General features: G+C 39.3%; 18 protein-coding genes. 8 read left to right on the forward strand and 10 right to left on the reverse strand.

What is annotated here, in order from left to right; genetic code table 11:
* The first annotated feature begins 30 nt into the window (after nt 1–30).
* The 3 genes from L1283_RS21555 (at nt 31) to L1283_RS21565 (ending at nt 4,341) form a co-directional block, all read left to right on the forward strand.
* A complete protein-coding gene (locus L1283_RS21555) occupies nt 31–1,863 on the forward strand; it encodes a RagB/SusD family nutrient uptake outer membrane protein (RefSeq protein WP_075991201.1) in 1,833 nt (610 codons plus the stop codon).
* Nucleotides 1,864–1,885: 22 nt separating this feature from the next.
* Complete coding sequence (locus L1283_RS21560; RefSeq protein ID WP_429626446.1) at nt 1,886–2,779, forward strand: discoidin domain-containing protein; 894 nt, start codon at nt 1,886–1,888, stop codon at nt 2,777–2,779.
* Between the two features lie 269 nt (nt 2,780–3,048).
* On the forward strand, nt 3,049–4,341 hold the full coding sequence (locus L1283_RS21565) for a hypothetical protein (protein ID WP_145328163.1): 1,293 nt from the start codon (nt 3,049–3,051) through the stop codon (nt 4,339–4,341).
* A gap of 88 nt (nt 4,342–4,429) precedes the next feature.
* On the opposite strand, the gene L1283_RS21570 is transcribed toward L1283_RS21565, so the two are convergent.
* From L1283_RS21570 to L1283_RS21590, 5 genes are all read right to left on the reverse strand, one after another.
* Nucleotides 4,430–4,861 (reverse strand): DoxX family protein, encoded by a 432-nt coding sequence (locus L1283_RS21570; protein ID WP_145328162.1) that lies wholly within the window; start codon nt 4,859–4,861, stop codon nt 4,430–4,432.
* 43 nt (nt 4,862–4,904) lie between these two features.
* On the reverse strand, nt 4,905–5,054 hold the full coding sequence (locus L1283_RS21575) for a hypothetical protein (RefSeq protein ID WP_158638872.1): 150 nt from the start codon (nt 5,052–5,054) through the stop codon (nt 4,905–4,907).
* A gap of 168 nt (nt 5,055–5,222) precedes the next feature.
* On the reverse strand, nt 5,223–7,613 hold the full coding sequence (locus L1283_RS21580) for a PDZ domain-containing protein (protein ID WP_286710365.1): 2,391 nt from the start codon (nt 7,611–7,613) through the stop codon (nt 5,223–5,225).
* Between the two features lie 184 nt (nt 7,614–7,797).
* Nucleotides 7,798–8,205 carry an EthD family reductase gene (locus L1283_RS21585; protein WP_286710366.1) on the reverse strand — a complete coding sequence of 136 codons (408 nt, stop codon included), beginning with the start codon at nt 8,203–8,205 and terminating at the stop codon, nt 7,798–7,800.
* A gap of 83 nt (nt 8,206–8,288) precedes the next feature.
* Nucleotides 8,289–9,335, reverse strand: coding sequence for an alpha-L-fucosidase (locus tag L1283_RS21590; protein ID WP_145328160.1), 1,047 nt, complete (start codon nt 9,333–9,335; stop codon nt 8,289–8,291).
* Nucleotides 9,336–9,650: 315 nt separating this feature from the next.
* Between L1283_RS21590 and L1283_RS21595 the strand changes: the two genes are divergently transcribed.
* On the forward strand, nt 9,651–10,148 hold the full coding sequence (locus L1283_RS21595; protein ID WP_145328159.1) for a DinB family protein: 498 nt from the start codon (nt 9,651–9,653) through the stop codon (nt 10,146–10,148).
* Nucleotides 10,149–10,495: 347 nt separating this feature from the next.
* Here the strand turns inward: L1283_RS21595 and L1283_RS21600 are convergent, their stop codons facing one another.
* Nucleotides 10,496–11,992 carry an acetyl-CoA hydrolase/transferase family protein gene (locus L1283_RS21600; RefSeq protein WP_145328158.1) on the reverse strand — a complete coding sequence of 499 codons (1,497 nt, stop codon included), beginning with the start codon at nt 11,990–11,992 and terminating at the stop codon, nt 10,496–10,498.
* 433 nt (nt 11,993–12,425) lie between these two features.
* Between L1283_RS21600 and L1283_RS21605 the strand changes: the two genes are divergently transcribed.
* Entirely contained in the window at nt 12,426–13,259 is an 834-nt protein-coding gene (locus tag L1283_RS21605) for an AraC family transcriptional regulator (RefSeq protein ID WP_075991193.1), read from the forward strand.
* A 39-nt stretch (nt 13,260–13,298) separates the two neighbouring features.
* Nucleotides 13,299–14,150 carry a 3-keto-disaccharide hydrolase gene (locus L1283_RS21610; protein WP_075991192.1) on the forward strand — a complete coding sequence of 284 codons (852 nt, stop codon included), beginning with the start codon at nt 13,299–13,301 and terminating at the stop codon, nt 14,148–14,150.
* A gap of 148 nt (nt 14,151–14,298) precedes the next feature.
* Here the strand turns inward: L1283_RS21610 and rpsT are convergent, their stop codons facing one another.
* Complete coding sequence (gene rpsT, locus L1283_RS21615; RefSeq protein WP_046671646.1) at nt 14,299–14,553, reverse strand: 30S ribosomal protein S20; 255 nt, start codon at nt 14,551–14,553, stop codon at nt 14,299–14,301.
* 113 nt (nt 14,554–14,666) lie between these two features.
* Here rpsT and L1283_RS21620 point away from each other — a divergent pair, with 113 nt between their 5' ends.
* Together L1283_RS21620 and sucD are read left to right on the forward strand one after the other, a co-directional pair.
* Nucleotides 14,667–15,200 carry an RNA methyltransferase gene (locus L1283_RS21620; RefSeq protein ID WP_070564659.1) on the forward strand — a complete coding sequence of 178 codons (534 nt, stop codon included), beginning with the start codon at nt 14,667–14,669 and terminating at the stop codon, nt 15,198–15,200.
* Between the two features lie 90 nt (nt 15,201–15,290).
* Nucleotides 15,291–16,163 carry a succinate--CoA ligase subunit alpha gene (gene sucD, locus L1283_RS21625; protein ID WP_070564656.1) on the forward strand — a complete coding sequence of 291 codons (873 nt, stop codon included), beginning with the start codon at nt 15,291–15,293 and terminating at the stop codon, nt 16,161–16,163.
* A 78-nt stretch (nt 16,164–16,241) separates the two neighbouring features.
* Here sucD and L1283_RS21630 read toward each other — a convergent pair whose 3' ends face one another.
* From L1283_RS21630 to L1283_RS21640, 3 genes are all read right to left on the reverse strand, one after another.
* On the reverse strand, nt 16,242–16,742 hold the full coding sequence (locus L1283_RS21630) for a DinB family protein (RefSeq protein WP_145328157.1): 501 nt from the start codon (nt 16,740–16,742) through the stop codon (nt 16,242–16,244).
* 7 nt (nt 16,743–16,749) lie between these two features.
* Nucleotides 16,750–17,640: a DUF4886 domain-containing protein gene (locus tag L1283_RS21635; RefSeq protein ID WP_244294465.1), complete on the reverse strand. Its 891-nt coding sequence runs from the start codon at nt 17,638–17,640 to the stop codon at nt 16,750–16,752.
* A gap of 309 nt (nt 17,641–17,949) precedes the next feature.
* Nucleotides 17,950–18,164, reverse strand: a 215-nt coding sequence (locus L1283_RS21640) for a hypothetical protein (RefSeq protein WP_429626447.1), incomplete at its 5' end; no start/stop codon positions are given.

An 18,164-nucleotide genomic window follows, 5' to 3' on the forward strand; every position in this document is an offset into this window, starting at 1 on the left:
TATCAATAGAATTTTAAAATGATTTATCAGATGAAAAGAAAATATATAGGCTACCTTGCATTATTCGCATGCGCGACTTTTTTGACTACCACTTCCTGCAGTAAATTCTTGGATATCGTCCCTGATGAACGTCCTTCGGAAGCAGACGCCTTTCGTGATCCAAATTCAGCCAAAGGTTATTTGTATTCCTGCTATGCGTGGATTCCAAATTCTCGGGTAGGCACCTCTTCCATTGATTTGATGACTTCCGACGAAGTAACAACTGCTTTTGAACATGAAACCTTTGCTCGATTTCCCCGTGGACAATATACAGCGTCAAGTCCTGTCATTTCCTACTGGGATAACCTTTACAAAGGAATACGACAATGCTATATCTTAATTCGCAATGTAGATAAGGTTCCCGGGATAGATCCACAGGAGGCGGCACAATATAAAGCTGAAGCCAACTTCCTGATCGGCTTTTATCATTTCCTATTAGTCCGCATGTACGGTCCAGTTGTTATTGCAGACCAAGAGTTTGATGTCAACGCACCTTCTTCAGCGTATCCGAAACGGTCGACTTATGATGCCTGTATTGATTTTATTATCAAAAAGCTGGATGAGACAGCTGGACAGTTACCTGCTCTTCGAGCCGCGGATGAATGGGGTCGTGCTTCCTCGGTTATTGCCAAGGCGCTAAAGGCTAGAGTATTGCTTTATGCAGCCTCACCGCTCTTTAACGGTGGTGGAGGTGATAAACAGAGCTTCTATGCCGATTTCAAAAACTTGGATGGCACAGCGTTGATCAGTACAACCTTCGACAAGGAAAAATGGCGCCGTGCAGCTCTAGCGGCTAAAGAAGCCATTGATGCAGCTGAACAAAGTGGAGCTTCGCTGTATAAAAACAGTACCTACAATACAGCACTACCAGCCAATCCTATTGAAAAGGACTTACGCCTTACTTTTATTGACAAAGCCAATACAAAAGAAGTGATTTGGGCGGAAACACGTCGGGAAGGTCTTTACGATTTTCAAAATAAATCTACTCCATTTCTCAGTGGCGCACAAGGTGAGTCCTATAATGGGGTATCCCCGACCCTCACCCTGATAGAATCCTTTTATAGTAAAAATGGTTTACCGATTGACAAAGATCCCAATTACGACTATAATGGACGATACGGCGTAACAAATACGCCAAATGGTAATACATTATCGTTAAATCTAAACAGAGAACCGCGCTTTAATGCCTGGATTGCCTATCACAACAGCTACTATGAAGTGGTTAGGGGGAGTGCCAATCAAATCCTTGTTCAGTTTAGGAAAAATGACAATTGCGGTATCCAAGGACGGTCTAATAACTACTCTCCAACAGGATATCTCAACAAAAAAGGTATTGCACCTGAATTGAACCAAAGCAGACTGCAGGTCTCCGTCAATTATCCATGGCCGGTGATACGTCTAGCAGAACTGTACCTGAACTACGCGGAAGCGCTAATCGAATATGGTCAGGATCTGAATACTGCCAAACAATATATTGACCGCGTTCGGGTCCGTGCGGGCATTCCAACAATTGATGTCGCATGGGCTCCAATTGGCGGCGCAAATAATCAGGCAACACTACGTTCCATCGTCAGACAAGAACGTACCATTGAACTTTACTTGGAAGGCCATCGCTTCTGGGATTTAAGACGTTGGATGATCGCCGATCAATACCTCAACCAACAGGCGAAAGGAATGAATATACAAGGAGCTACCGATACAGAGTTTTTCAAAATAACAACGGTCGTTTTTCCACGTAGTTTTAGTCAGCGTAATTATTTAATGCCTATACCACAGGAAGAGATCAATAAAAACGAGGAATTGGTACAAAATCCCGGTTATTAATTAATTTAATGAATTGCACAAGATGAAATACAATATCGGAATATTCGCTCTACTCTTTTTAGCAATAGCGTGTAAAAAAGAAGAAATAAAAATGACCAAACCACCACAACTGGTTTCGGTTGAAGCAGAACCACGTATTGGCGGGACTCTCCTGAAATGGAAACTTCCTTCAGACAACAATTATCTTTATGGACAGATTACATATAAAAAAGCGGGATCAAAAGATCCCGATAAAATCTATAAAATCAATATAAGTTCTTTTGCCGACACGATGCGTATAGATGGGCTGATCAATAAATATGAATATGTCTTCAACGTCCAATTGTTCAATCAAGACAAGAAAACAAGCATTGGCGGAGATATCATAAGCAGCAATAGTGTTAGGCCAATCGTCAGGCCTTCGGAAGTGACCTATTTCCCGAACGAATTAACTAAAATACAGGTGACCGATAATATGGTAGAAACCTATACACAGGAAAGCAGCGAGGGTCCGAAAAAGAATTTATTTGACGGCGATAAAAATACATATTGGCATACAGCATGGTCAGCAAATACAGCCCCGCTTCCGCATTGGATCCAACTCAATTTTCCTCAGGAAGAAGAGATTGGCGCCATAAAATACTTCTTCAGACAAAACAATAGCGATGAAGCCGGGCGTCCGAAACAATGGGGAATAGAAATAAGTTCAGACGGCAAGCATTGGACCAGAGTTTTTACATCAAAAGATAATCTTCCCACATCAAATGTTGCTGAAGAGCAAAGTTTGGCTTTTGATAAAAACTATAAGTCCAAATTTTTCCGGCTAATGATCCTTAAAAACGGTGGAAAAAGTTACACCCATCTAGGTGAAATGAATGTCTACCGGATGCGCTCTTCTATCATTGACAAAGAAAAAGAAGCTGAAGATAACTATTGATTGTTATCACAAAGATTATTTTCTAATCATCACTGGTGCTCAAAAGAGCATGACGACGGAGGTAGAAATACCTCCGTTTTATTTTTTTCATCGGTATATCATCAATATTCGAACAAGCTCCAAAAGGGATACGAGGTCAAATTTCCGCTATAGCATAAGCCTATTCGACGAGGCTATCCCCAGCAAAAAATAAAAAACTTTTTTATTACCTTAGATAAATAAATCGAACAAGAAAACAACTTGTTTTTCATTAACTATAGTTCACATATATGAAATTATATGCCTTTGTTTTGGGAGTAGGCTTACTTCCGGCCGTAGGATTATGTCAAAAGACCGTCACCCCTGGTAGCAGCGATATCAATACCAACTATATCAAACCAGAAAAATCACTGTATACGGTATATTATGTTAAAGATAACACCTGGGACAAACAAGGATCATTGACCTACGATATCGTAGCGGCCAACAATCAGCTGACCTTAACCAATACCTATGTTCCGAAAGACAATGCCTGGACTTCGATCCGCACAACGATTGCCGACGCAAAAACACTTCGGTCCATCAGCTACGCGAGCGATGGCAAGGAAACAAAAGTAAACCTCAACTTTGCAGAAACAATTACAGGTAATTATTATTCGAAGAAAACTAAAAAGGAAAAAAAGATCAACTTACAGCCAACTAGACCTTTTGTAGATTTTAACTGGACAGATCATCTGATTTCAACTCTACCTTTAGATCTAGGGTATAAAGCGCGCATCCCGCAATTTTATTACAATAGTGATTCGGACATTTTTGTCGAAGACTATACCATTAAAGAAGTAAAAAGCTACAGTTATGGTTCCCCAAAAACAGGTAAGCACGACAGTTGGCTGGTTACACTTTTAGAAGAAAGTACCGGAGCCATCTACAATTATGTCATCGATAAGAAAGATCGCCGATTATGGCAAAGGGAAATGTCCATGGGAAACGGAAAGTGGGAAATTACCGTAAACGAAGAACTGGACTATCAACCTATTAAAAATAGATTCAACAAAGAACAGTCTGCCCAACAGATTTCTCAAGGGAACAGTGTTATTATCGGAACGGCTTACGCACGATCTAGCTCCGGAAAAAAACTTGGCGGGCTCGTGAATACTGCCAAAAAGCAATATGCTCCAAAAGGGACAGAAATTACGCTATTCGCCAACTCTGCCTATTACGAAGAATGGCTGGAAGTCAATAAAAAGATCCGAAAACAGAAAAAGGTCCAGGAAGTTCCATTAGACCCTGATTTTGGCTATGCGGTTAAAAAAGCAAAAGTGTATGATGATGAGGGGCATTTCGAATTTGCAGATCTCATGCCAGGCGCATACGTGATTATGGCGAGCTTCGATTTCACCAATTCTTACAACTATTCCTATGTATCAGGCTACACCAATTATTATAACTATTGGGGGTATACAGGTTCCACGACAAATTACGGTACGGCAAGATCATCTTATGTCGACAAAGCCAATATTGAGAAACACGTTACCATCGACAAAGACGGTGAAAAGAAAGAGGTAAACTTAAAGGAAATGTAATCCTAAAAATGCCGTTAAACAGACTCGTTTAACGGCATTTTTTATTTTTTTGAGATCTATTCCTAAAATGAGTAGATCATCTATCCATTTACTTTTTTCGAAGTTCAATATAGCGGTCTATGCTAATAGGAAAATTATCGGCAGTACGCAGTAGAAAACAGGCCGCCGCTCCTACCCAAACCGAATAATCGAACGTCGATTTAATTCCCAACGAGAGTGTCATCACTATCGCAAAGCTGATCAGTAGAATCCCGGCAACGAATGCCGTAAAACGCAGTTTATAGCCGATCAGCAATAGGATTGCTAAGACAACCTCTAATAATGTTGCACCTATAGCAAGTATATTACCGAAAGATTCAGGCACAAAAAAATTAAGGGTATTTGAGTAGGCTACAAAATTCGCCCAATTTCCCCAGGAAACATGTGATGCCCCCGGTGCCCCCCACAGCCCCAAACGATCTGCAACAGCAGACAAAAATGCTGTCGATACAGCTATACGTACAAAAAGTTGATTATACATGGTATAAATTATATAAATATGGTATAAACGATATAAATCAAATTTAAGAGAACAAAAACAGTCCAAACTTAAACCAGTTTAAGAAACTTGTTTCAACCATCCCATACCCACAAAGACTTCCCTCATTGTCATACCAGTGTTGTACCTTAACTTCCTCGCTCATCGTTCGGCGATCACCTGTGGTTAAATCCATTGCACAGTTAAATCAATAAGGCTGCCAGCACATGGGTGCTGTACAGCCTTAGACATCAATTAATACGAATAAGAATTTAATATCATGTTCTACTCCATTAAATGATAACACACTGTTATAATGACGACCAAGATGCTCAATAGTCCTAATGGAAATAAAAACTATTTGCTACAGCTGCAGCGTTAATTCCTGCTGCTGTTGGTTTCTAAAAATTAACACCTTCGGCTGGTCTGCGTGTACATGCTTTTTAATCGCTTGTTGCAAGTCTATTAATTGATCTATTTTCTCGCCCTGGTAATTCAACACAACATCACCGACACGCAAACCGCTTTTATAAAGATTGCCTTTTTCATCCAACTGAAGTAGCAGCACGCCGTTTATCGAGGGTAGGCCCGCAGCCGACTGCTCTCCCAAAGTCTCCACTGATTTAAATAAGCCCGACTTCCAGGCCCATCTGCTCCCCTGTTCCTCTGCTTCGGATTGGATCAACTGAGGTATTTCAGGACTAGCGGCAAGAGTTTTAAGTCTTTTACTCATAACCCCGAAATGCAGCATGTCAAAATTTTTAAAATCCTGATCTTTCCAGTTCTTCAATCGGAAATCGCCATCTGCAGGATTCGTAAAGTTCAATTGAATAACACGACCATGTTTTTCTATGCCTTTCGCCCGATCCTTGTCTAGGTCATCCTGCCTTCCGTAGATATTATGGTCTACCTCTTCCCCCCAATACTTGACCTGTATATCCTGATGGGACTCCATCACAATATTATTACGGAATACATCGTGACTATTCTGAAACCAGACATGTGGATGAAAACCATTGTTGATCATCACATTGTTATACACTTTGCGATAAAATCCTTCTCTTAGTTTTAGTCCCCCACTTAAACAAAGATTGTTGTAAATTTCATAGTTGGACGATCCGTCGTCCAAATCAATATCCCAACCGTGATCACAGCGAAATCTATTATCATGAATTTTAGTTGTTTTGACTGCATCCAGCAATATTAAATTGGGATGTTTCCCCGTCAGTTCATCCATCTCCTTTCGATTGGGATGCCAAAATCGGTCGCGCCCCCATGAGTTGAAGGCTCCATGATCACTGGTTTCCAGGACTGTATTAAAAACATCATTGTAAGCTATCTCATGACCGCCCCAGGTTCCATCACCTACATTAATACCTGCTCGAGGCACATTGTAAATGGTATTATGCAAAATTCGTAAAGATTCAGCCATAGAGACCTGTACACCTGCTACTTGTTTTTCGATCAATCCAATGTTATGAATCAGATTGTCACTCGCCTCACAGTCCATAGGATAATTATCGGTTTTTGGCCCTTTGATGGTATCCATTTGGTCAAACGGAACAAATTTTTCATATCGAAATTCCGGTGAGCGTACTGCTGCTGGATCTCCTACAAAATTGATCGCTCCGGCACCGATCTGTTCAATCCGGTTGCCTTCGATTTTGACCCCGCGATTGTAATTATTAACAAATATTGCATTGCCACCCAAAGCGATAAAATCATTCGCGCGGAAGATACAGTTTTCCGCACCTTCAATCTTTACGGCTCCCTGTCGATAGATCGTCCAATCACTACGTAAGAGTGGTTCGCTTGTTTTCATAAAGGTAGGAGCAGTATACATGAAGCGAAGGCCACTAACCTCAATATCATGCACTGGTCTGGAAGATGAACCTGAAAGATAGATTAGATTTTCCAATTGTGGCGCTACAAACTTCAGCTGGTTGGGATCAACTCCTTTAGCAGGCATATAATACAAGAGTGCCTTCTCCTCATCCAAATACCACTCCTGAAAGGTATCGAGTTCTTCAAAGATATTTTCTACAAAGCGATAGGTCTCGTGCATTTTGCTGGGACGATTATTTTGCTGTCCACCTTCAAGTGTAACTGTTGATAAGCCATCTTTTCCGGTAATCTTATAATGGAATCCTCCCCAGCGACCAGCATGCAAAGCATGTACAATTCCCCCCTTAGGGTTTTTCCAGGTTGCAACACGTTCGGGACTTAATGCATCTGCAGCATAGCCTTGAAATGGCAAGACAGTGGGGTCGTAGTTTGGATAACGTGCTCGGACAAGATGCTTATCATTAGCATATAGACTTTGGAAGTTTAATCCTCTTGGGACCTTAGCCTCCCAAATACCATGATCGCCCTGTTTCCATTTGAGGTTAAGCGATTTGGCACCACTCAGCGTAACTTGTGCTCCATCCTCAGCTTTAATCCGCAAGGGTTGCCTTCTTGTACCCGATATCCCAGCAGACAATTCAATCGGTTTATCCAGCTGATAGGTGCCTGCCATAAAGATGATTTCGATGCCTGGTGTATTTTTCCCTTGCTTCTGTTTTTCTACCGATCGCAATGCGGCTTCAGCTGTGGCATAGGGACTGGCCATAGTTCCTTGGTTTCTATCACTTCCTTTTGTACTGACATAAATACGTTTGACCGAGCCAGCCTGTTGCCCATGCACACTAAGCGAAGTGACACCGGTAAGGCCAATAAATAATAATTTAGGAAATAGCATACAAGATATCTTCATAATTTTAATCGTTCATATAGTTTTAGCTAGATTACATCGACTATAAACCTGCTATATAGTTAGGTCTATAAGTCCATAAAAATAAAGTCGTTTGCTATGCACAAACGACTTTTTCAGTTCGTGTTTCATTCAATCAGATTTATATTTCACAAAACAATAGTATTTCGCCTAATTAACGAAGGGTCTATTGAATCACTTCACTAATCTGTACCTCTGGCGCAATATTCGTGTACTTTGGAAAATCTTCAGCAAACTTTTTCCCATTTTCTTTTAAAGGATCCTGATAGGCTGCAACAGCATCAAAATACAAATGGCAAATGGCCAAATAAATCGGACCTTCTGCTGAGCTACGTCCCGAAAGCCCTTTATCAATGGTTACGCCTTTCAGTGCTTTACCGTAAACTTTTTTGACAAGCGCAATATGTTTCGAGAGATAATAATCCCAATCAAATGTCTTTCCAGGTCCATTACGATAAAAAATCGATACCTTGATCATCCCTTTTTTATGAAAAGGTGGATCTGCCTTTACATTGCACTGAAAGCCCAACAGCATGGTTATCAAAACCATAACTAAAATGATCTTTGTTTTCATATTTGTTGATAAGTAAGATTAAATAACACTCTTTTTTCCAAAAACATTTGCCATGAGTCAACAAGCAGCGAATATTGCTTAGATTAGTTCTTTTTGCGCTCTGTGGCTGCTTTCAACAAAATTTCTTTACTAGCAACCGGCACGTTTCCGTTAGCATCAGGTCCAATATTGAGCAACAAATTTCCACCTTTTTCATTTATCTCTCGTAGCTTAGTATTTACTTCTGTGGGAGATTTCCAATTATTATCTGATTTTTTATATCCCCAAGAATTGTTCAGGGTATAGCAGGCTTCCCAATCGTAATCCAGTAACGCTCCAGGATGTTCTTGTTCAGGCGTTCCAAAATCTCGCTTAAATTGATCACGCTTTGCTACGCGGTTATTAATGATAAGAGAGGGCTTCAATTTGCGTAGATATTGATAAAGATCTTCTCCTGCGGCCATATCCCACCAGTTCACCCAGTCCCCATCAAACCAAAGGATGTCAGTATCATACTTTACAACCAATTCTTTCAATTGATTTTTCATGTATTGAATATAAGCAGCTTTCTGTTCTGGCTTGATGAGGATCTGGCCCCAATCTCCTTTACCATTGGGATCGACATATTGCGAATCGTGATGCCAATCGATAATACTGTAGTAGGTACCAAATCTGATCCCAGCTTTCTTACAAGCTGTGGACAACTCCCGCACGAGATCTCTTCCTTTCATTGGGGTCGAAGCTATATCATAATCTGTGTAGGGGGAATCCCACAGACAAAAGCCCTCATGGTGTTTGGTCGTCAGGACGATATACTTCATTCCAGCATCCTTAGCCAATTGAACAATACGATCTGCATTGAAGTCCTTGGGGTTCCATGTGTTAATCAGCTCCGAATAGGCTGCCTTCGGAATATTCATTTCCGATTGTATCCACTCGGCATATCCTTTGGTTGAATTCCCTTTATATATCCCTCCAAGTTGACTATAAAGCCCAAAATGAATAAACATTCCATATTTTGCTTCCCTAAACCAATGCATCCGTTCATCAAAATCCTTTTTGGATTCCTGTAAATTATTAACTTGGGCGTTTCCCATGTTCATAAACAACATGGCTAGTAGAGAAAGAATACAATGCGTTGCTTTTATCATATTTATTATAATTGGTTAATCCAACAAGCTCAAGCGGCTGTCGAATCTTCTATTGGTATCTTGCGCATTCGACAAATGCTAAACCATTCTGCTATTGCAAAATAAATATAAAAAATATGAACAACACTTTTTATTTATTGCAAAGAAGTTACGCTTAGCTTATAGGGCTATACCTGCCTCAATTTTACAAAAATGAAAACTTCCAAAGCAGCTTTTCAAACAGTCTATCTGCTATGAAATTTAATATAAATTCTTTCCAAAAAGGATTTATATTTAGTAAATATTTCATTAAAAACCATACTATAGATTGAAATTATGAGTTTAAAGACCTTAATCACAAAAAGTGCCGAGTATAACGACTGGGTTGTCAATAAATACATCAATTGGCTGGCTGATAAATCGGACGACCAACTTAACCAGGAGGTACCTTCAAGCTTCCCGACCATTTTGAAAACCTTAAACCACATCTTGCAGACACAAGAATATTGGTGGAGCCACATTTCAGAAAGCAATGATTTCGATTTTGAAAAAAAGCGAACCACAAAAGAAGAAATATTTGAAGCACTAAGAAGAAATTCAGTTCAACTTGTGGATTATGTACACAAGCTATCTGAGTTGGATCTTGAAAAAAATATCAAAGTGGAATCACCATGGTTTCAATGCGATTTCACAAAGTACGAATACATACAACAGCTGATCCTCCACGGAACATATCATAGGGGACAGATCGTTACAATGGGCCGAGCTATTGGAATTGCGGATGCCCCAATGACAGACTTTAATTATTGGAATATTTATAAAGATCAACAATAGGGATTCGAGCAGCGCTATGGACCAAATTACCAGTAAAGTACAAATCCGAGAAATTGTCGCAGCGGCGAAACAGCAAGGACAGCAATCCAGTATTGAATGCCTTATATTAAGCTTACAAGAGTGTTTACTGAAAAAGAAAGTTCGATTTCCACTTCTGGAGTTTGCGGCCAGGGAAATTATGCTACCATGGGCAATCAATGGTACGTCTGTGATATCATCGGCGAACGTGCCAATAAAATGAATACGTGATTTTCTTTGTGATAGTTATACATCAAGAAAGGCGAAGTCTACCATTAAACCTCGCCTTTCTTTATACATTTAATCTATATATAACCGCGCGCCCTCGGTTAGTGATCTTTTTTCATTGTTCCTTTTTCACGAAGATTAATATGCCAGCTAAAAGCCTCTTCTAACAAATGTGGTGTATGCCCTCCCCTTTTACAAGCGCGGTTATAATAGTCTGATAGCTGCTCCCTATAATCGGGATGTACACAGTTCTCAATAATTACTTTCGCTCGCTCACGAGGCGCTAAACCACGCAAATCTGCCAAACCATAATCTGTTACCAAAATATCGACATCATGTTCGGTATGATCTACGTGAGAAACCATAGGAACAATATGAGAAATTGCATCCCCTTTAGAGGCTGCCTGTGTAACAAAGATGCTCAAATAAGCATTACGTGCAAAGTCACCCGATCCACCGATACCATTCATGATATTTGTTCCCGAAGTATGGGTAGAATTTACGTTTCCATAAATATCAAACTCTATGGCTGTATTAATTGCTATAATTCCCAAACGTTTGATCAGTCCAGGTGTATTGGAAATGTTCTGTGGGCGCAATACAATTTTATCGCGGTATCGATCCAAATGATCGAACACTCTTGAATAACACTCTTCCGAAACAGTAATTGAAGAAGCAGAAGCAAAATCCAGTTTTCCAGCATCGATAAGGTCAAAGGTACTATCTTGCAACACTTCAGAAAACATCGTTAGATTACGGAACTTACTATGTATAAATCCAGTTAGAACAGCGTTAGCTACTTTTCCAATACCCGCTTGGAGGGGCATCAAGCTTTCTGACAAATGACCTAGCTCTACTTCATTTTCGAAAAACTGTAAAATATGCTTCGCTATCGCTGTAGTTTTGGTATCCGGTTCAGCAATATCGGCTGGGCTATCAAGCTCATTCGTAAACACAATTCCCACCACCTTGCTTGCGTCCAAAGGAATAGTTTTACGCCCAATTTTATTTTCAGGTGCTACAATCGGAATAACATTACGGCGAGGGTAATCTTCTGCTTGGTAAATATCATGTATCCCTTTAATCGTCATCGGTATCGCAGTATTGACCTCCAAAATAACCTGCTTAGCCAATGCAGCAAAAGTAGCCGAATTTCCCACAGAAGTCGTTGGAACAATACTTCCGTCTGATTCTATTGCTGCTACTTCCAAAACAGCAATATCCACCTGAGGCAAATTCTTATTGTGCAGCAATTCGGCTGTTTCGCTTAGATGCTGATCAATAAACAGCACATCCCCGGCATTAATTTTATTACGTAAAATACGATCTACCTGAAAAGGCATCCGCTTGGATAGTGCCCCCGCTTCCGCCAATTTACCGTCTGTTCCATGTCCCAACGAAGCCCCAGTAATCAAGGTTATTTTCAATGGATCCACTTTTGCACGTTCAGCCAAGGCTGGTAACACAACCTTACTGTCTCCAGCCTTAGTAAAACCACTCGATCCAACGACCATTCCGTTTTGAAATAGCTTAGCAGCTTCTTCCGCTGTAATCACTTTATCATGTAAGCTTTGAACTTTTATTCTTTCGTAAGCCATATTGTTATAGTTTGATTTTATTCCATTATTGTAAACTTAAGAAATTGAAACCTATATATTTCCCTTATTTGTAAAGTTCTTTGTTATATTTTCCCACCTCTTAACCAAACAATTTTAGCATTTTTTTAAACTGCATATTTATTACCATTCGACACAAAATTATCCAAACGAGACTAAAAAGACACAACTCGCTACAAATCAAAAATATACAACAAATCATAATAAAAAAATATTTTATATCACACTGATCGATAATATATATCACACTGATAACAAACAACTTACAATAACAAAGGCAAAACTAAAGTAAGTAAAGACTAACTCTCTCGTCGATTAATTGCCATTTTAACGTAAGCATACACTCACTTTCAAGAAGTAAAGGTGGGGTCTAGTAAAAAAGTCTTACCTTTGTGACATAGTATTATAGGTTAAAATGAATACACAAGATATAACGACAGATGCTAAATATGTCAACCGTTATTATATGACGGAAGTAGACTCATTTGAAGATAGCATTTACTGTCACCACGCCATTATTGCAGAGAATCATATTTCCGAACATTGCCACGATAAGGACCAATTTTTATATACAGAAGGCGGTGTCGTATTTGTTAAGACAGAGGAAAAATCATATTTTCTACCTGCCCGACATTATTTGTGGATTCCCGCTGGAATAAAACATAGTATTCATCCAAGTACACCGGAGGTCGTTATGCGTAATTTGTACTTTCCCAAAACCAATAATGACGCACCCTTCTATAGCAAAATGGGAATCTATCCAGTAAATGATCTTTTGATAGAGCTGATTATGTTTACCAACCGCTGGAATGGCAATATCTTTCCGGTCGAAGAACCTAAATATAGTATCGCTACAGCATTTAAACTTATCTTGCCGGAATTATCGCTGCATGAGCTTCCATTGGCCTTACCCTATCCTAATCATCAGAAATTAAAGGATATCGTTACTTACCTCGAAGAGAATATAGAGGAAAATGTCAGCTTTAAAAAACTTGCCGGATTATTTAACATTAGTGAACGTACATTAGCCAGACTATTTCAAAAAGAATTAAATATGTCTTTTATCCAGTACTACACGATTCTCAGAATGCTGACTGCTCTTAAGCTCCTTTTAGACGAAAAACTAAGTGTAAATGAAGTTGCACTCAAAGTTGGATACAATAGTCTCCCCACCTTTAGTAACACATTCAATAAGGTCGTCGGTATCCGTCCAAGCGAATACGTCAAACAAAAAGAATTGCTTATTTAAAAATGTTTACCTAATTTAGGTCAATAAACCTAATTCAGGATGAAATTCAAACATATCATTTATAGTGCTGGAATTTTATTGCTCAGCACTTCTTTATTTGCCAAATCTCAAGATAAGAAACCCAAACCCATTCAGTTATTTAATGGGAAAGATCTGAAGAACTGGACCCCAAAAATCAGAAACCACAAAGTTGGGGATAATTATAAAAATACATTTCGTGTAGAAGACGGTTTACTCAAAGTAAGATATGATGGTTATGATAATTTTAATTTTCAGTATGGCCATCTATTCTACAATAAAGAATTCTCAGCTTATTTATTGCGCGTCACTTACAGATTTGTTGGTGAACAGGTAAATGGTGGAGAAGGTTGGGCCTGGCGTAATAGCGGAGCCATGCTACATGGACAGGATCCTAATACCATGGGGGTGGATCAAGACTTTCCAATATCGATCGAAGGGCAACTGTTGGGTGGAAATGGCAAGGACGAACGGACCACAAGTAACCTTTGTACACCAGGCACAAACGTTGTAATCGACAATAAGCTATTTACACCACATTGCATCAGCTCAACATCAAAAACCTATGCTGGAGATCAATGGGTAACTGCTGATTTCTTAGTATTGGGAGACTCACTTGTGCAGCATATCCTTGAAAACAAGGTCGTATTACAGTATAATAAACCCCAAATTGGTGGCGGCAATGTAAGTGGTTTCGATCCTAAAGTGAAAAAGGATGGTCAGCTTTTAAGTAAGGGGACTATTTCACTGCAGAGTGAGAGTCATCCCATTGACTTTAAAAAAGTGGAACTTTACGATTTAGAACCTTACATGAAAGATCCCAACAAATTGAAAAAGGTCATCGCGGAGCTACTTCCAAATTTGCAACAATAAAAAACACTCCAAGTCAGTTTTAAAATAAAAAAGCATCGAATATCGATGCTTTTTTATTTACCATTCGCTTGGAAAGAGAAATCCAAAGTATATAACATAAAGAAAAGGGATACAGCGAGCTGTACCCCTCTATATCTATACGAAAAGCTTACGCTAAACCGTTAACAAATTTTGTTAACTTAGATTTGTTGTTAGAAGCTTTTTTCTTGTGGATCACATTTTTCTTTGCCAAACGATCAAGCATAGAAATTACGCGTGGTAACAATGTTTTTGCTTCTTCTGCAGAAGTAGTGTGACGTAATTTTTTGATTGCGTTACGTGTAGTTTTTGCTTGGTAACGGTTTCTTAAACGTTTAGTAGCGTTTGCTCTAATTCTTTTGATCGCTGATTTATGATTTGCCATTTTTTTTAGCTAATTTTTATTCAATTTTTTCTTGTAATTCGGACTGCAAAAATAACACCTTATTTTCAATATTCAAAATCTATTTTATTTTTTAGGTTTAGTATATTTGCGACATGCAAAAATTATCGATGGATGAACTTCAACGTACAGATGTTGAATCGTTTAAAAAACAAGAAAAAACTCCTATCACAATCGTTATGGACAATGTACGGAGCATGCATAATGTAGGCTCGGCCTTCCGTACTGCAGACGGATTTGCTATTGAAAAAATATACTTGTGTGGCATTACGGGCACACCTCCCCATCGCGAAATCGAAAAGACCGCCCTCGGGGCTACTCAATCAGTTGCTTGGGAATACCACAAAGATACCACAGCTGTTGTTGATCAGCTTCGGTCAGAAGGTTATGTCATTATTGCCATCGAGCAAGCAGATGATAGTGTTATGTTACATCAGTTTGAACCAGAAAATGACAAAAAGTATGCATTGATTTTTGGAAATGAGGTCAATGGAGTAGATGAAGATGTCATGGAAAAAATTGATACCTGCATCGAAATCCCCCAATACGGAACCAAACATTCCTTAAATGTATCTGTCGCAATTGGCATTATTCTTTGGGATTTTATCCAAAAACGCAATTTCAATTAAAAATTTATCAATAAAGGTCACATTCCTATTCACATTGCTTCCATTTTAGAAAGCAAAATAGTAGATTTGTGTGCAAAATTTAAAGAAGAAATGAGTGTATTAGTTAATAAAGATTCAAAAGTAATCGTTCAAGGTTTCACTGGAAACGAAGGTACTTACCATGCTACTCAAATGATTGAGTACGGAACAAATGTAGTTGGTGGTGTTACTCCTGGTAAAGGTGGTCAACAACACTTAGACCGTCCTGTATTCAATACTGTGCAAGATGCAGTTGACACTACAGGAGCTAATGTTTCTATTATTTTTGTACCTCCAGCATTTGCTGCAGATGCGATCATGGAAGCTGCCGCTGCTGGTATCGAAGTGATTGTTTGTATTACAGAAGGTATCCCAACAAAAGATATGATCCAAGTAAAATCTTACTTGAGCGACAAAAACTCTCGTTTGATCGGTCCTAACTGCCCAGGTATCATCACTGCAGGCGAAGCTAAAATCGGTATCATGCCAGGATTTATCTTCAAAAAAGGTAATGTAGGTGTTGTTTCTAAATCAGGAACTTTAACTTACGAAGCCGTAGATCAAACTGTAAAAGCAGGATTAGGTATCACAACAGCAATCGGAATTGGTGGTGACCCTATCATTGGTACAACAACGAAAGAAGCTGTTGAATTATTAATGAATGACCCTGAAACTGAAGCGATCATCATGATCGGTGAAATTGGTGGTGGAATGGAAGCTGAAGCTGCTCGTTGGATCAAAGAACACGGTACTAAACCTGTTGTTGGATTTATCGCAGGTCAAACAGCGCCTCCAGGACGTCGTATGGGACACGCTGGTGCAATTGTAGGTGGTGCAGATGACACTGCTGCTGCAAAAATGAAAATCATGCGTGAGTGTGGTATTCGTGTTGTTGAATCTCCAGCTGAAATTGGAAAAGCAATCGCAGAAGAATTGGCTAAATAATTAGACCATCGAGCATATAAAAAAAAGGGAATCAAATTTGATTCCCTTTTTTTTATACCTAATAATTAGATGACAACATTAACTAGACATTGCTTCGTCTGCCGACGGTCCATATAAGCCCGGTACAGCAATATCCAATAATCGCAAATAAACAGTCAACTGACCACGATGATGAACGATATGATTATTGACAATAAAACGTATCGCTCCCGCTCGTGGCAAACGGGCAATCTCATGGTCCCCAGCTTTAAGCACCCATTCATTAAACCAATCCAATTCGGCGATATCCGCTAGTGTTGCCTTGTTCTCTTCCAGTCCAAGAGTGAGGATTGTTTTCAACTCTTCGACAGAGGATACTTTGAGAGGCTTATAATCTACTTTAAAATCAAATACGTCCTTTGGTATTGCCTTGTGTACCCAGTTATGTAACTCGACAACATGAGCAGCCAATTCGCCCAAACTCATCGATTTTTCGTGCGGGCGCCAATCCAATTTATCGTCCGGTATCCGATCTAGAATACGTTTGGTATTTTTTGTTTCGTGATCCAATTCGATCAAATAGCTCTTTTTGATACTCATATAAATACTAGTTCATTAATTGAAAATCTTTTAATACGGTAACAGCATAGGGGAATTCCACTGCCTTATGTGCTGCTGCTCGCGCAATTTCTCCCTCTACATAGGTTACTTTGAGCGGTAAAAATGTATTGTTCAGTATATTTTCATGGAATAACGCCTCATACCAGGTACAGGCAGCAACGAAACGTCCATAGTTCAGATTTAGGTGATAACCATCACGTGTAAAATTATCCCCCACAAAACTCGAACGTGCATTCTGAACAGCTGTACCCGAAGGAATCAACAGATCGAAATTACCCCAGTTAAACACCTCTTGCGAAGTATTGGCAATAGCCCTATACATACTATCTTGGCTACGGTTATAACGAACAAAACCTTCATGCGATGAACCGTTCTGATATGCCCAAGTTTGATGCAATATATACTTAGTTTCAGGAAATAGAATATGTTTTGTTACATAATCATATAAAGGTGGCAGATCCTTCGCATACGAATCATAATCTCCTGATAGCGGACTTGCTTGCTGAAAGCTAATATAATCCCAAGCCTCATCGATAAGCGCTTCAGATAAGCGCTCATTTGCTTTCTCGGACATTTGCCCGTCAAGATTTATTTTCCGGTAGCGATAAGCTGGCTTATCATCTTTTGCGTTACTTACATGTAAACTTAGAGGAGCTCCCCCAATATAGAGATTGCCGATCACTATCTTTTTCTTGCCGGCTTTCGCCAATTCATATAAATTCTGTTCAATAGCATCTTCCGAGAAACTATTACCGATGGCCAATATTCGTAGCACACCATCATCCAAAGACTTATTTTGCGCATTTAATCGATTATTCCTCAAAAAGAATACGATTAAAAAACCAAAAACCAATACCTGTTTTACTTTTATCATCATATAATGCAATAACAACTAAATTAGATAATATCTCGTAGAAATACGAATGATATACCTAGAAAGGGAGATTTTCTCCCATCTGTAAGTTATCGAGACAGCAGCTGGGACAGGGATATCTGCTCATAAAACTTAATAATAGTGGAAAATAGCTGTATAACATGTAATTCTGATAGCTATATCTTTAACCACTACCAGTATACTTCCCAACAGTCAGATAACATATAAAATTAGTTATGACAAGTAACTACTGCAAGGCCAATTGATATACTGCAATACGATACAGACGAAAAACAATATAGCTTGACAAGGCTAGTAGCAGGACAGGAGTATTCCTAAAATCATTACGAGTAGCTCTTGCTGTACTTGTCGATATGCAGCTATAGGATACTGCTGAAAAGCAATAGCGTTTGACAAGGCTAGTAAAGGATAGTTGCGGAACAGCTTCCGATGGAGCAGGCTCACCGACGGTCCTGTGCTGCGATAACCACTAGGCGGAGGATATGCAATAGCCTGTACATGGAAAT

The organism is Sphingobacterium sp. HSC-15S19 (assembly GCF_050433745.1).
GTDB classification, from domain to species: Bacteria; Bacteroidota; Bacteroidia; order Sphingobacteriales; family Sphingobacteriaceae; genus Sphingobacterium; species Sphingobacterium siyangense.

Excerpts from the sequence above, each read along its gene's own strand:
- L1283_RS21555 (WP_075991201.1), top strand. The coding sequence starts at position 31 with ATGAAAAGAAAATATATAGGCTACCTTGCATTATTCGCATGCGCGACT.
- L1283_RS21560 (WP_429626446.1), top strand. The coding sequence starts at position 1,886 with ATGAAATACAATATCGGAATATTCGCTCTACTCTTTTTAGCAATAGCG.
- L1283_RS21565 (WP_145328163.1), top strand. The coding sequence starts at position 3,049 with ATGAAATTATATGCCTTTGTTTTGGGAGTAGGCTTACTTCCGGCCGTA.
- L1283_RS21570 (WP_145328162.1), bottom strand. The coding sequence starts at position 4,861 with ATGTATAATCAACTTTTTGTACGTATAGCTGTATCGACAGCATTTTTG.
- L1283_RS21575 (WP_158638872.1), bottom strand. The coding sequence starts at position 5,054 with ATGGATTTAACCACAGGTGATCGCCGAACGATGAGCGAGGAAGTTAAG.
- L1283_RS21580 (WP_286710365.1), bottom strand. The coding sequence starts at position 7,613 with ATGAAGATATCTTGTATGCTATTTCCTAAATTATTATTTATTGGCCTT.
- L1283_RS21585 (WP_286710366.1), bottom strand. The coding sequence starts at position 8,205 with ATGAAAACAAAGATCATTTTAGTTATGGTTTTGATAACCATGCTGTTG.
- L1283_RS21590 (WP_145328160.1), bottom strand. The coding sequence starts at position 9,335 with ATGATAAAAGCAACGCATTGTATTCTTTCTCTACTAGCCATGTTGTTT.
- L1283_RS21595 (WP_145328159.1), top strand. The coding sequence starts at position 9,651 with ATGAGTTTAAAGACCTTAATCACAAAAAGTGCCGAGTATAACGACTGG.
- L1283_RS21600 (WP_145328158.1), bottom strand. The coding sequence starts at position 11,992 with ATGGCTTACGAAAGAATAAAAGTTCAAAGCTTACATGATAAAGTGATT.
- L1283_RS21605 (WP_075991193.1), top strand. The coding sequence starts at position 12,426 with ATGAATACACAAGATATAACGACAGATGCTAAATATGTCAACCGTTAT.
- L1283_RS21610 (WP_075991192.1), top strand. The coding sequence starts at position 13,299 with ATGAAATTCAAACATATCATTTATAGTGCTGGAATTTTATTGCTCAGC.
- rpsT (WP_046671646.1), bottom strand. The coding sequence starts at position 14,553 with ATGGCAAATCATAAATCAGCGATCAAAAGAATTAGAGCAAACGCTACT.
- L1283_RS21620 (WP_070564659.1), top strand. The coding sequence starts at position 14,667 with ATGCAAAAATTATCGATGGATGAACTTCAACGTACAGATGTTGAATCG.
- sucD (WP_070564656.1), top strand. The coding sequence starts at position 15,291 with ATGAGTGTATTAGTTAATAAAGATTCAAAAGTAATCGTTCAAGGTTTC.
- L1283_RS21630 (WP_145328157.1), bottom strand. The coding sequence starts at position 16,742 with ATGAGTATCAAAAAGAGCTATTTGATCGAATTGGATCACGAAACAAAA.
- L1283_RS21635 (WP_244294465.1), bottom strand. The coding sequence starts at position 17,640 with ATGATGATAAAAGTAAAACAGGTATTGGTTTTTGGTTTTTTAATCGTA.